The sequence below is a fragment of the Flavobacterium sp. GNP008 genome, assembly GCF_056428965.1.
In genome coordinates, this window is the sequence record NZ_JBWJVL010000001.1 from 791513 (window position 1) to 806216 (window position 14704).

Annotated in this window: 13 protein-coding genes; 9 read left to right on the forward strand and 4 right to left on the reverse strand. The window is 34.5% G+C overall.

The genetic code is table 11. The features are described 5' to 3' along the window. The first annotated feature begins 487 nt into the window (after positions 1-487). The 6 genes from metG to AC0608_RS03590 all read left to right on the forward strand — a co-directional run bounded on the left by metG (position 488) and on the right by AC0608_RS03590 (position 6375). Positions 488-2548: a methionine--tRNA ligase gene (gene metG / locus AC0608_RS03565; protein ID WP_478288142.1), complete on the forward strand. Its 2061-nt coding sequence runs from the start codon at positions 488-490 to the stop codon at positions 2546-2548. Between the two features lie 54 nt (positions 2549-2602). Further along, a complete protein-coding gene (locus AC0608_RS03570; protein ID WP_417958942.1) occupies positions 2603-3289 on the forward strand; it encodes an HAD family hydrolase in 687 nt (228 codons plus the stop codon). A 256-nt stretch (positions 3290-3545) separates the two neighbouring features. Beyond that, on the forward strand, positions 3546-4808 hold the full coding sequence (locus AC0608_RS03575) for an OmpA family protein (RefSeq protein WP_478288143.1): 1263 nt from the start codon (positions 3546-3548) through the stop codon (positions 4806-4808). A gap of 185 nt (positions 4809-4993) precedes the next feature. Beyond that, positions 4994-5623: a CatA-like O-acetyltransferase gene (locus AC0608_RS03580; protein ID WP_478288144.1), complete on the forward strand. Its 630-nt coding sequence runs from the start codon at positions 4994-4996 to the stop codon at positions 5621-5623. Positions 5624-5659: 36 nt separating this feature from the next. Beyond that, the gene (locus AC0608_RS03585; RefSeq protein WP_478288145.1) at positions 5660-6166 is read left to right on the forward strand and encodes a ferritin; all 507 of its coding nucleotides are present in this window, start codon (positions 5660-5662) and stop codon (positions 6164-6166) included. Between the two features lie 44 nt (positions 6167-6210). Next, on the forward strand, positions 6211-6375 hold the full coding sequence (locus AC0608_RS03590; protein ID WP_478288146.1) for a hypothetical protein: 165 nt from the start codon (positions 6211-6213) through the stop codon (positions 6373-6375). A gap of 150 nt (positions 6376-6525) precedes the next feature. On the opposite strand, the gene recA is transcribed toward AC0608_RS03590, so the two are convergent. From recA to AC0608_RS03610, 4 genes are all read right to left on the reverse strand, one after another. Continuing rightward, positions 6526-7533, reverse strand: coding sequence for a recombinase RecA (gene recA, locus AC0608_RS03595; protein ID WP_417959398.1), 1008 nt, complete (start codon positions 7531-7533; stop codon positions 6526-6528). A 199-nt stretch (positions 7534-7732) separates the two neighbouring features. After that, on the reverse strand, positions 7733-8242 hold the full coding sequence (locus AC0608_RS03600) for an acyl-CoA thioesterase (protein WP_478288147.1): 510 nt from the start codon (positions 8240-8242) through the stop codon (positions 7733-7735). 45 nt (positions 8243-8287) lie between these two features. Beyond that, positions 8288-8671 carry a DoxX family membrane protein gene (locus tag AC0608_RS03605; protein ID WP_417958948.1) on the reverse strand — a complete coding sequence of 128 codons (384 nt, stop codon included), beginning with the start codon at positions 8669-8671 and terminating at the stop codon, positions 8288-8290. A 4-nt stretch (positions 8672-8675) separates the two neighbouring features. Continuing rightward, complete coding sequence (locus AC0608_RS03610; RefSeq protein WP_478288148.1) at positions 8676-9824, reverse strand: DNA polymerase III subunit; 1149 nt, start codon at positions 9822-9824, stop codon at positions 8676-8678. Between the two features lie 282 nt (positions 9825-10106). Between AC0608_RS03610 and AC0608_RS03615 the strand changes: the two genes are divergently transcribed. The 3 genes from AC0608_RS03615 (at position 10107) to AC0608_RS03625 (ending at position 14673) form a co-directional block, all read left to right on the forward strand. Beyond that, positions 10107-11294, forward strand: coding sequence for a phosphoglycerate kinase (locus tag AC0608_RS03615; protein ID WP_478288149.1), 1188 nt, complete (start codon positions 10107-10109; stop codon positions 11292-11294). A 295-nt stretch (positions 11295-11589) separates the two neighbouring features. Further along, complete coding sequence (locus AC0608_RS03620) at positions 11590-13647, forward strand: LysM peptidoglycan-binding domain-containing protein (protein WP_478288150.1); 2058 nt, start codon at positions 11590-11592, stop codon at positions 13645-13647. Positions 13648-13695: 48 nt separating this feature from the next. Next, positions 13696-14673, forward strand: coding sequence for a DUF4837 family protein (locus tag AC0608_RS03625; protein ID WP_417958952.1), 978 nt, complete (start codon positions 13696-13698; stop codon positions 14671-14673). The last annotated feature ends 31 nt before the right edge of the window (positions 14674-14704 follow it).

Consider the following 14704-nt stretch of genomic DNA (forward strand, 5'->3'; position numbering starts at 1 on the left):
GAACATTAACTTTCTTGTAAATCTATAAAACAAAGATAAACCCAATTACTGCAACGAATAATATAATTTATTAACAATACTTTATTTTTAAAACTTATAGTGGTTTATGTGTGTTTTAATATTATTAGCACCTAATTAATTATTATATTTAGTACTACATTTTGGTTTATGTAAATAAAATAATTGGATTGTTAATAAAGTTGAAGTGATTTATATTCCAAAAAAGCGAGTGAATCTATAATACATATTTAATCAGGGTGGATATGATTTTAAATTTAAACACCTAAAAGGTCAAAAAAAACCTTGCAGGAAAACTCAAATCAAAAAACTTATACAAAACTTCTGGTAATCCGAAATGCCCTAGCCCTGATAGCAGTGAAAATCCTTTTACTTTTTTCTTTAAAAAGTAAAAGATTGCAACGGATAGCGGGAAATTGCTTCAAATAAAAATTCTATTGCTTATTTTTGCACTCAATAAAATTGAATCATGATACAGAATCCAAAAAGATATACGATTACAGCGGCATTGCCGTATACGAACGGACCGATTCACATTGGCCATTTGGCGGGTGTTTACGTACCTTCGGATATATATTCCAGATATTTAAGATTGCAGGGAAGAGACGTTTTGTTTGTTTGCGGAAGTGATGAACATGGTGTGGCGATTTCGATGAAAGCCAAAAAAGAAGGCATTACGCCACAGGAAGTAATTGACAAATATGACGGAATAATCCGTAAATCATTCTCTGATTTTGGAATTTCGTTTGATAATTATTCCAGAACTTCGGCTAAAATTCATCATGATACGGCTTCGGAATTTTTTAAAAAACTGTATGATAAAGGTGATTTTATCGAAGAAGTGACCGAGCAATTGTATGATGCAAAAGCAGATCAATTCTTGGCTGACCGTTTTGTGGTGGGAACTTGCCCAAAATGTGGCAACGAAGAAGCATACGGTGATCAATGCGAAAAATGTGGCTCTACATTAAACGCAACGGATTTGATTAATCCAAAATCGACCATTACAGGAGAAACTCCGATTATGAAAGCAACGAAACACTGGTTTTTGCCTTTGGACCGTTATGAAGATTTCTTGAAAGAATGGATTCTCGTAGGACATAAAAATGACTGGAAACCGAATGTTTACGGGCAAGTAAAATCATGGATTGATGGCGGATTAGAGCCTCGTGCGGTAACTAGGGACTTGGACTGGGGAATTGATGTTCCGGTTGAAGGTGCCGAAGGAAAAAAATTATACGTGTGGTTTGATGCGCCGATTGGCTACATTTCATCCACGAAAGAATGGGCGTTGCGCGAAGGAAAAGAGTGGGAACCCTACTGGAAAGATAAAGACACTAAACTGGTTCACTTCATTGGGAAAGACAATATTGTTTTCCATTGCATCATTTTCCCTGCGATGTTGAAAGCCGAAGGAAGTTATATTTTGCCGGACAATGTGCCTGCCAATGAGTTTTTGAACTTGGAAGGAAATAAACTATCTACGTCTAAAAACTGGGCGGTTTGGTTGCACGAATATTTGGAAGAATTCCCAAATCAGCAAGATGTTTTGCGTTATGCTTTGACATCGAATGCACCGGAAACCAAAGATAATGATTTTACCTGGAAAGATTTTCAGGCAAGAAACAATAATGAATTGGTGGCCATTTACGGGAATTTCATTAATCGTGTGGTGGTGCTAACCAATAAATACTACAACGGAATTGTTCCTACGACAAATGAACTTTCGGAAGTGGACGAAGCTACCTTAACCGAATTGAAAGCGTATCCTGCTGTGATTTCAAGTTCTCTGGAGCGTTACAGATTTCGTGAAGCGTTGAGCGAGTTGATGAATGTGGCTCGTTTAGGAAATAAATATTTAGCCGATGAAGAGCCTTGGAAAGTAATCAAAGACAATCCAGTGCGTGTGCAAACACAAATGTATGTGGCGTTGCAAATTGCTGCTGCGTTGAGTTCACTTTGCGAACCGTTCTTGCCATTTACAGCTACTAAATTATCAAGAATTCTAAAAATAGAAAGTCCGTTAAACTGGGATACTGTTGCCCAAAATTCTGATTTGATTCCGGCAGGACACCAAATTGGAGAAGCAGAATTATTGTTTGCCAAAATTGAAGACGAGGAAATCCAAAAACAAATTGACAAACTAGAAGCGACTAAAACAGCGAACAAAGCCGAAAACAAAGTGGCCGAACCACAGAAAGAAGCGATTCAATTTGAAGATTTTGCCAAAATGGACATTCGTGTTGGAACGATTCTGGAAGCGGAGAAAATGCCAAAAGCGAACAAACTTTTGATTTTGAAGGTAGATACCGGAATTGATGTTCGTACGATAGTTTCAGGTATTGCAGAGAGTTTCAAACCAGAAGACATTGTTGGAAAAAGAGTAACGGTTCTAGTGAATTTGGCTCCAAGAAAACTTCGTGGCGTAGAAAGCCAGGGAATGATTTTGATGACTACAAATGCAGAAGGCAAACTGGTTTTTGTAAATCCGGATGCTGATGGTGTTGCCAATGGAGAAACTATAAATTAAATAAATCACAAGCCTTTCAAAGATTTAAATATTGAAAGGGTTCAATGTTACATTATGAGCCTAAAAGTAATTGCGTTCGATGCCGATGATACCTTATGGATCAACGAGACCTATTTTGATGAAACAGAGAAAAAATTCTGCGGTTTGATGGAAGATTATCTTTCGCATCAGGGGATTTCACAAGAACTTTTCAAAGTGGAAATCGATAATCTGAAATTATACGGTTATGGAATCAAAGGTTATATACTTTCGATGATTGAAGCAGCGATGAATATTTCGAATAATACCATTCCTATTGAAATTATTGAAAAAATCATTCAGTACGGCAAAGAATTGCTGGAGAAACCTATTGTTTTATTGGATGGTGTGGAAGAGACCTTAGAAACATTACACGGAAAATACAAATTGGTTGTAGCTACTAAAGGTGATTTATTAGACCAACGCCGAAAATTACACAATTCTGGTTTGGGACATTATTTTCACCACATAGAGGTGATGTCAGACAAACAGGAAAAAGATTATTCCGATCTGATCAAACGATTAGAAATACAACCGGAGGAATTTTTCATGATTGGTAATTCTTTAAAGTCGGATGTTTTACCCGTTTTAGCAGTTGGAGGACACGCGGTACACATTCCGTTTCACACCACTTGGGCACACGAAAAAATTGACCATAAAGTAGAACACGAAAATTTTAGTGCTTTTGAAAAAATTACTCAAGTTTTAAAGCAATTGGAGTAAAACAGTTGAACAGGCACTTAAATACTGTATTAATTCCTATTTATCTTATAGTTTATTCTCCAAAAAAGTCCTTTCAAGACTAAAATAAAGACAAAAATTATATTTATTTTATTAAAAATCTTATAAAACCGCAAGAATTAACTTGTTTAATTTCCCAATTTACACAATTAAAACTTATTCTTACATAATTAACTGTTTAGGATTTCTTATCAAACAATATTTTGTAAATTAGCACAAAATTTAAAAAAATAAAATCATGAAAAAAATCATACTTACATTGGTTTTTGCTTCGGCTATGACAACTTTAAGTGCTCAAACGGAAAATGTAGAAAGCGCAAGTACAGGAAATGACTTTAACAAATGGTCTGTTGAATTAGCAGGTGGTTTAAACAAACCGATGAGACCTATGACTGCTGGATATAGAACGGCTGTTACTAGTGCTTATGTAGCTGATTTAGGTGTGCGTTACATGTTCAATAACAAATTTGGTCTGAAAGCTGATTTTGGATACAACAGTTTTAAAGAAGGTGAAAATTCAATAGGATTTGATTCTCAATACTACAGAGCTGATTTACAAGCAGTTGCTAACTTAGGAAGAATCATGAGTTTTGAAACTTGGACAAACACTCTTGGTTTATTAGGTCACGCTGGTTTTGGATTAGGTTTTGGTGAATCTGATAACTTTTCAGGGACTGACAGAATGGGTAATTTTATTGCTGGTGTTACTGGTCAAATTAAATTATCTAATAGAATTGCATTGACTGGAGATTTTACAACAATTCTTAATGCTAAACAAAACCGTACTTTTGATGGTGCAAGTACAATAGGATCTCGTGGTTTCGGAGGTGTACTTTTTAATGGTACAGTAGGTTTAACGGTTTACTTAGGTAAAAACGAAAAACATGCTGACTGGGTAATCGATAACGAAGGAAGATTCAATGCAATTGATGCAAGATTCATGGCTATCGAAAATAAAATGCTTGACACTGATAAAGATGGTGTTGCAGATTATTTAGATGAAGAAGCTAACACTCCTGCAGGAGCAATGGTGGATACTAAAGGAAGATCAATTGACAAAAACAACAACAATGTTCCTGATGAAACAGAAGCTTTTATAATGAAAAATTATGCGAGCAAAACTGGCGACAGTACTGTTGTTTACGATAATGAATTGATCAAAAGTTTAATTAATGGTGGTTATGTAGCGGTTTATTTTGATTTTGATAAATCAACACCTACGAATGTTTCTACTGAAGGTACCGATTTTATCTTAACTTATTTAAGAAACAATCCTTCTGCATCTGTAGACATTACTGGTCACGCTGACGAATTAGGAAGATCTGCTTACAATGACAAATTATCGAACGCAAGAGCTGCTAATGTAAAAAATACTTTAGTAAAAGCTAATATTGATGCTTCAAGATTAAATGTAATTGGAGCTGGTGAAGATAATTCAGTTGACAAAAATTCAGAAATTGCAAGAAAATTAGTTAGAAGAGTTACTTTTACAGTAAAATAAACCTACTCTTTTTACCCTTATAAAGCCCTAAAGGAAATTTCTTTTAGGGCTTTTTTTTGGCTACTTTTTAAAAGAATACCTTTATTTGTAATTAATTGTCTTGCATGCAGCAATGAAAATGTCGTAAGATAAATTTAACATTTACAAGATTAGCTGTACTTTTGACCTATAAAAATTCCCTTATTTTGAAAACGCTTTTAGATATAGAAAATTGGCCTAGAAAAGAACATTTTCATTTTTTTAGACAATTTGAAGAGCCCTTTTTTGGAGCTACCGTCGAAGTAGATTGTACCAAAGCTTATGCAGCTGCAAAAGCACTAAATTCCTCTTTTTTTAGTTATTATTTGTATAAAACATTAGTAGCGGTAAATACCATAGAACCCTTTCGATACCGAATCTTTGAAGATGCAATATATGTTTGTGACCAAATTAATGCTTCAGCTACCATTGGACGTGAAGATGGCAGCTTTGGTTTTTCTTTGATAGCATACAATCCAGATTTTACTGTTTTTGCTGTAAATACTTCTAGTGAGGTAGAACGAGTACAAAATACTCCAGGACTTTTCACTAGGACATTCGACGAGGACAATGTCATTCACTTTTCAGCAATTCCTTGGCTGGATTTTACTTCTTTATCCCATGCTCGAAGTTTTACGTTCCCTGATAGTTCTCCAAAAATCTCTTTTGGAAAAATGAAAATTGACACAAATGGAAGAAGAACAATGCCAATGTCTGTTCATGTGCATCATGGTTTAATGGACGGCTTACATGTAGGGCAATTTGTAGATTATTTTCAAGAGATTATGAATCAATAGATTAAGTTTTTTGTAACTTTACTTAAAAAGTATACTATGTTATCAAAAAATATTGAACAAGCGCTCAACAATCAGATTCGAATTGAAGCTGAGTCATCCCAAACCTACCTTTCTATGGCTTCTTGGTCAGAAACACATGGTTTAGAGGGAATTTCAAAATTTATGTATGCACAATCTGAAGAAGAAAGAGTACACATGCTTAAATTGGTCAGATACATTAATGAAAGAGGGGGACATGCTATAGTAAGTGAATTAAAATCTCCAAAAATTAGTTACGAAACATTTAAGGAAATGTTTGAAGAGCTTTACAAACACGAACTATTTGTTTCGGAATCAATTAACGTACTAGTTGATATTTCCTTTTCTGAAAAAGATTATGCCACACATAATTTTCTACAGTGGTATGTAGCGGAACAAATCGAAGAAGAGGCTCAGGCTAAACTTATTTTAGACAAGATAAACCTTATTGGAGATGACAAAGGTGGATTGTATTTGTTTGACAGAGATATGCAACAATTAACAACAAACAACATCGCCAAATAATCAGATATTATTTAAACCATACCTTGATTTTAATCCTTTAGATATTGAGTAAAAAGAAGAAAAATAAGGATAGTAAAAAGGAGAAAAAAACAATCCTTAAAAAAGGATCTGGCAAAGAAAACCTCAAGACTGAGTGCTGTGAAAAATATAAAAAAGGAGAACAAAAGCGTTGTAAAAACTGCCCAATGTTTGATTTACGCAAAAAATAAATTTATTATTTGACTGATTTAATTTAGAGTATAAAATGGCACTTTATTATTGCAACTACTTTTATTTGAATTTGACTCAAGTAGATTGTTTTTTAAAATAAAAAAGAGGTTAGAATACAGTATTCTAACCTCTTTTTTATTTAAAAAAAATTACAATGCTGCTAGCTCTTTTATGTGTGCTTTAATTTTCACTTCAAGCTCATCCGCTAGTTCTGGATTGTCTTTGATTAACGATTTAACGGCATCACGACCTTGTCCTAATTTAGTTTCACCATAACTGAACCAAGATCCTGCTTTTTTTATAATTTCGAATTCAACAGCAAGATCTAGAATTTCTCCTGTTTTTGAAATTCCTTCCCCATACATGATGTCAAATTCAGCAATTTTAAAAGGTGGAGCCACTTTATTTTTTACCACTTTTACTTTCGTTCTGTTTCCAAGGACATTATCACCATCCTTAATTTGTGTAGAACGTCGGATATCTAGACGAACCGATGCGTAAAATTTTAGTGCATTTCCCCCAGTAGTAGTCTCTGGATTTCCAAACATCACTCCAATTTTCTCTCTTAATTGATTAATAAAGAAAACCGTACAATGTGTTTTACTAATGGTTCCTGTCAATTTACGCAATGCTTGAGACATCAGACGCGCATGAAGTCCCATTTTTGAGTCTCCCATTTCGCCTTCAATTTCACTTTTTGGTGTTAAAGCGGCAACGGAGTCAATTACAACAATATCAATTGCCCCTGAACGAATTAAGTTTTCTGCGATTTCTAAAGCTTGTTCGCCGTTATCCGGTTGGGATATGATTAGGTTTTCAATATCTACGCCTAATTTTTCTGCATAATTTCTGTCGAAAGCGTGTTCTGCATCAATAAAAGCAGCAATTCCACCCGCTTTTTGAGCCTCAGCAATCGCATGAAGTGTTAAGGTTGTTTTACCAGATGATTCCGGACCGTATATTTCAATAATTCTTCCTCTTGGATAACCACCAACTCCTAATGCCAAATCGATTCCTAAAGACCCCGAAGAAATAGTTTCAACTTCCTCAATGGCTTTATCGCCCATTTTCATTACCGTTCCTTTTCCGTAGGTTTTGTCCAGTTTGTCAAGCGTAAGTTGCAGCGCTTTTAGTTTGGATTCTTTCTCTGTACTCATCTTCTCTTTTACCTTTTCTTTCATCTATTTGTATTATTTTATAACGCTAAAAAACTGACAGGATGACTAATTACCCTAAAAATTTATTTTGTATGCTGAACATTTGTTTTGTAAAAATACTGCTTTTTTTAATTAAAATTTTCTGTTTCAAAAATATTTTAAATCTATTTTTTATTAAGAATTAAATGAATTCGGATTATTAAATAAACAACGCTTTTAATTCTGTTGCATCATGCGGATTCATTTTTCCTGCTAAAACTAAACTCAGTTGCTTGCGTCGCAAAGCGGCTTCGAAACGTTGTTTTTCCAGTTCGGTTTCTGGAACAATTTGAGGCACTTCAACAGGTCTTCCGGTATCATCTACAGCTACAAAAGTATAAATCGCTTCATTGGCTTTTGTTTTGTTACCAGATTCACGGTCTTCCACCCAGATGTCAATGTATATTTCCATGGAGCTCTTGAAAGCTCTGGAAACTTTAGCTTCAACAGTCACTACGCTTCCCAACGGGATGGCTCTATTGAACGCGACATGATTTACGGACGCAGTAACTACAATTCTTCGGGAATGTCTCCTTGCGGCAATACTTGCGGCACGATCCATACGGGCTAATAATTCACCCCCAAAAAGATTATTCAAAGGGTTGGTTTCACTTGGCAAAACCAAATCAGTTAATATTGTCAAGGATTCAGAAGGGTGTTTTGGATTCATGTTTTTATATAAAATGGAATTGTTGTTTTGTATACTAATAGTTTTTTAGTTTAACCAATAAACGGCTAATATCGCTGGGATAAAATAGATGACAATTGTTCTGGCGCCGTCATAATCCTTTGCCATTCTTTGTCCGAAAAGCAACATTAATAAAGTCACACAAGAGAAAACGGCTCCGTAAAAACCAAATATTCTGCCGTTATTCACAAACAATTCGACACAACCTACTACACATAAAATACCCGAAATTAATTCTAAAATTAAAATATTCAGTAGTGCCAAAGGGACATTGTTTTTTAAAGGTGTTTTCGAAAAATGACCTTTTAACCAATCTACATTGTCTTTCCAATAAAATAGTTTGTCATATCCGGATTGCAAGAAAGTAATAGCCAAGAAAATTAAAATTAAAATAGAAGTAATGTTGTTCATTTTTTTATTTTTTGTGAATTAAACGGGTAAGTTTTATTGATAAATCGGTTAAAATAATTTTAGCATTTCCGTTGCGCTCTATGTGATACATCGCCTCTGAAAGCTCTTTAAAAATATCATTTATATTGTTGCCATTTACAAAAGGGGCAAAATTCTCTAGTTTGAATTTTTCCACTTGCGGCTCCATGTAAACCAGACTTGGCGTTTGGTAATTTAACAACAGTGCCTGACGGAACATATCGATACAAAAGTGTAAAAATTTCTTTTGGGTTTCCCTTCCTAGACCAGCAATTTGCTCGCTCCATAGGATCAAATCCTGAATGGCTGCCGCATTTCCTTTGGCTCTGAAAGCTGCACGAACCCAATCGACAAACCATTTTTCAAAAAAAACAGACTCGCTCTCGGGCTGTAATAACTGCAATGCTTTGTTATAATTCCCTTGGGCCTGATGAGCTATTTGCAAAGCTGTTTTGGAATCGGTATTTTTAGTAGAAACTAAAGCCTCCGCAATAACAGTTTCACTCAACCCATTAAAATGTAGTACTTGGCAACGGGAACGAATGGTTTGAATTATGTCTTCTTCATTTTCTGAAATCAAGATAAAAACTGTCCTGTCTGTAGGTTCTTCCAGTAGTTTCAATAATTTATTCGAAGCAGCAATATTCAATTTATCGGCCATCCAAATAATCATTACTTTGTAGCCCCCTTCATAGGATTTCAACGCCAGAGATTTCAATATTTCCTGCGCATCATCAACCCTAATTTCCCCTTGTTTATTTTTGACACCTAACGTCAGGTACCAGTCAAAGAGACTTCCGTACGGATTTTGCTCTAAAAACTGACGCCATTCCGTGATAAAATCGATACTCTTAGGTTTAGATTTTACGTCTTCAGTACTGACCGTTGGATAAATAAAATGTAAATCGGGATGCGACGTTTTATGAAATTTGAGGTTACACGCGTCGTTTGATCCAGTATTTTCCCCTTTTTGATTGCTACAAATAATATATTGTGCATACGCAATTGCCATAGGCAAGGTACCACTGCCTTCAGGACCCACAAACAATTGCGCATGTGGGATTCGGCCCAAATCAGCACTTTTTGTCAAATGACTTTTAATGTGTTCTTGTCCTAAAATTTTAGAAAATTGCATGAAGCAAAGATAGCAGAAAATGGTCTAGTCTAAAATTTTAGCGAGCAAAGTTTCGGGAGAAGTACCTTTCAAAAAGAGGAAAATACCGGCTGTATTTTTAAAATTTAAATTCTCAATTTTTAAAATAAAGCGTTATAAAGTATTAAAAAGTAACATTATTTATTAGTTTACATCGATTTCGTTACTTAAAATTTATTTTATATGAATTTCCTTAATTTATTAATAATTTAAAAGTTCTATATTTGTTACTCTTACGTGAAAAATAAACTAAAAAACATACTGATGAAAACGGTAAATGATTTCAATTTTGCTGCAAAAAAAGCCATAATACGGGTTGATTTTAATGTGCCTTTGGACGAGAATTTCAATGTAACGGATGCCACGCGTATCGAGGCAGCAAAACCTACCATTGATGCCATTCTTGCTCAAGGCGGAAGTGTTATCCTGATGTCACATTTAGGCAGACCAAAAGGTATTGAAAGCAACTATTCATTAAAACACATTTTGAAAACAGCTTCAGAGGTACTAGGAGTTCCGGTTCTGTTTGCTTCTAATTGCATTGGTTCAGAAGCCAAAGAAGCTGCTGGTAAATTACAGGCTGGTGAAGTTTTATTGTTGGAAAATTTACGTTTTCATAGCGAAGAAGAAGCGGGTGATGTTGCTTTCGCAAAAGAATTAGCGTCTCTTGGCGATATTTATGTAAACGATGCTTTTGGTACGGCACACAGAGCACACGCATCGACTACAATTATTGCACAATTTTTTCCGACTGATAAATGTTTCGGATTGTTATTAGCTAAAGAAATTGAGAGTTTAAACAAGGTATTGAAAAACAGCGAAAAGCCGGTAACTGCAGTTTTGGGTGGATCTAAAGTATCTTCTAAAATTACCGTTATCGAGAATATTCTGGATAAAGTAGACCACATGATTATTGGTGGCGGAATGACATTTACTTTTGTAAAAGCATTAGGCGGTAAAATTGGAGATTCTATTTGTGAAGATGATAAACAAGAATTGGCATTAGAAATATTGCGATTAGCAAAAGAAAAAGGAGTTCAAATACACATCCCTGTTGATGTTATAGCCGCGAATGCTTTTTCCAATAATGCCGAAACTCAAATTGTTGATGTGAAAGCAATTCCTGATGGATGGCAAGGTTTGGATGCGGGTCCAAAATCATTAGAAAACTTCAAAAAAGTAATCATGGAATCCAAAACCATTCTTTGGAACGGACCATTGGGTGTTTTTGAAATGGAAAATTTTGCAAACGGTACAATTGCTTTAGGTAACTTTATTGCTGAGTCAACTGCAAAAGGGGCATTCTCTCTTGTGGGCGGAGGCGATTCAGTAGCTGCGGTAAAACAATTTGGACTCGAAGATAAAGTGAGTTATGTTTCTACCGGTGGTGGAGCAATGCTAGAAATGCTAGAAGGAAGGGTTTTGCCTGGAATTGCAGCTATTTTAGACTAAAACAGATAGTGTCATTAAAAATAAATGCTTTTTGAAATACAATTCAAATTCAAATCAAGCATACATCGAATGAAACTTCAATACCTCAGTGATAAACTATTTATTGCTGAGGTATTTTGGTTTAAAAAAATTCTCTTTATAAAATGCTTCATTGTAAAATCAGTTGGAAATCGCATATAAATGATACAAAATTACATTTTTAACAATATTTAAAGAAATTTTTAGTTTTAACCTATTATGTTTGTAAAAATAAAATTTGTAATCATTTGAAATATAGGTCTTTGATCGTAAAAATATGAATATAAAAAATACCACACTCTCGCTTATCTTATTGTTATCCCTACAATTATTTTCACAGGAAGGTTTTGAAAATAAGGAAATAACATCATTAGAAACAAAATTATCCTATTTAGATTCCATCAAGAAAACTTTTACAAAAGACGATTTAGCGTCTTGTGTGGATAGTTTATGGATGAAGGAATTAACGAATTTAGAATTATACAATTCACTCTCGGAAGACATTCAGAATGTCAACATCGATGAAAAAATAGAGTACGAGTTGTCCACTGAACTTCTTAAAGAAAGATTGGCGGCTATGGATGCCAAATCTCCTTTCAATATCGAATACAATCAAGGACTAGAAAACATTATTAAATCATTTTTGAAGAACAGAAAAAAATCTTTTGAACGATTGATGGCTGTTTCAGAGTATTATTTTCCCGTATTTGAAGAAGCCTTGGCCAAACAAAATGTCCCCTTAGAAATAAAATATTTAGCCGTAGTGGAATCTGCTTTAAACCCGAAGGCAGTGTCTAAAATGGGTGCTACCGGACTTTGGCAGTTTATGTATCAAACCGGAAAACAATATGGCTTGAAAATTGATTCGTATGTTGACGAACGAAGCGATCCTTTAAAAGCAAGTGAAGCCGCAGCCCATTACATGACAAACATGTACCGAATATTTGGCGATTGGGACTTGGTTCTTGCTTCTTATAACTCAGGTCCTGGAAATGTCTCCAAAGCTATCAGACGTTCTGGGGGGCAACAAAATTATTGGAACATTAGAAAAAATCTACCTAAAGAAACACAAGGATATGTTCCGGCGTTCTTAGCGACTATGTATATTTATGAATACCATAAAGAACACGGCATTGTTCCTAACAAGGCAACGATCAAACACTTTGCCACGGATACCATACTGATTAGGAAGCAAATGTCATTCAAACAAATTTCTGATTTGCTCGATGTTCCCGTAGTCCAATTACAAATTTTAAATCCTTCCTATAAGCTAAATATGGTGCCTTTTTATCATGATGAAAATCATTATCTGAGATTACCTCAAGAAAAAATTGCTATTTTCGCTTCTAATGAAGATCAAATTTATTCATATATCCAACAGGAATCAGACCAACGCGAAAGACCATTTCATGTAGCCAAAGCGGTAGTAATAAAAGACACTGCTGCTGACCGCTCCCATCGAGTTACAAGTGCTACAACATCCTATTACAAAGTAAAACACGGAGATAATTTAACCGCTGTCGCTAATAAGTATAATGTTTCTATTTCGGAAATAAAAAAATGGAATGCTCTCAAGAGTACTACTCTTACGTATGGCAAAAACTTAAAAATTATTACTGGCAAAACAGGAGTAAGATCTACTGATACAGAATCTGAAACAGATTATGTTGCTACGCAGAGTATCTCAAAAAGTCAAAACATAGTTGCTTCGGACACTAAAGTAAATATGGAAGAAAAAATAAATAATAATTCTACGGTATTATCAACGAATACTTCGATACTTTATGAGGTTCAAAAAGGAGATAATTTGAGTAGTATTGCGAAAAAATATAATGTGACAGTTGCTGCAATTCAAGAATGGAATGGGCTTTCAAATGATACTGTTCAATTTGGAACTTCTTTACAAATTGCAAAAAAAGAGATGGATACTAGAGGAGAACGGACGTCAAATCCAGAACGAAAAGACCTTGAATATGTAGTCATGAAAGGAGACAATCTAGGAAATATTGCCAGTAAATTTGGCACTTCACAAGCTGATTTAAAACAATGGAATAATTTTTCAAATAACACGATCACAATTGGAAAAACACTAATCGTTGCCAAAGACGAAATTGCAATTCTCACTGATAAAGCAACGGCTAATTCCTTCAGGAGCACATCAAATAGCACATCTACATCTAAAAAAATAAGTGTCCAATATTATGTAAAAAAAGGAGACTCTTTATTTAGTATTGCCAAAAAACATCCTGGAGTAACCATTTCTGACTTAAAAAAATGGAACGGTATTCGCAGTGAAGATATCAAACCCGGAATGAAGTTAAAAATAAACGGATAATAGAATAAACTTCTATAAATTTGGGTTTTATTTTATAATAAAATCGCAATGAATAAAGCCCATTTTTTATTTCTTTTTATTTCTCTGCTGTTGTTTTCCTGTAAAAAAGAAAATGACCATCTGCCTCGTAAAACAACGGGGAAAATCAATACGATTTCGGTTATTATTGATGACCAGTTATGGAATGGAGATATTGGAGACAGCATTCGAAATAAGTTTGCCTCGCCAGTAATTGGTTTGCCACAAGAAGAACCTTTATTCAACATCAATCAATATCCAGTCAAACTTTTAGAAGGCTTTATGACAGATACCCGCGCCATAATTGTGGTGAAGAAAGCTGAAGAAAACAAATTCGAAATCCGGAAAAACCAATACGCATCCCCTCAAAATGTATTTCATATTTCTGGCAAAACAGGAGCAGATATTATTGCCTGTATTGAAAAAAATGCCGCGCAAATGATTCAGCTAATAAAAGAGACTGAAATAGCCGAGAGTCAAAGAATAAATACTCAATCGTTAATAGATCCTAAAATAATAGCCAATAAGTTTCATGTTACTTTACAAATACCTTCCGGTTATGCGTATGTCCTTCAAAAAAGTAATTTTTTGTGGTTAAAAAAGGAAATCATTGGTGGGAATACTAGTCTTTTAATTTATCAAGTCCCATTAAACACAATCAAAAAAGAAGCCGATTTAAGTACTAGTATTATTAAAATGCGGGATTCTATAGGAAAATTATTTATTAGCGGAAAAGAACCTGACACCAATATGATTACTGAAGAGGCCTATGCACCCTATCTCTTTAAGATTAATCTGGATGGGAAAGAAACCTTTGAAACTAAAGGAACCTGGGAACTCAACAATGATTTTATGTCCGGACCTTTTATCAATTACGCCATTGTTGATCCGGAGTATAACCGAATTTTAGTCTTAGAGGGTTTTTGTTATGCACCGTCAAAAGAAAAACGAGATTTAATGCACGAATTAGAATCCATCATAAAATCAGTGATTGTTTTAAGAAGATAATCTTTTATTTGCTTTATTTGCATTCTATAAC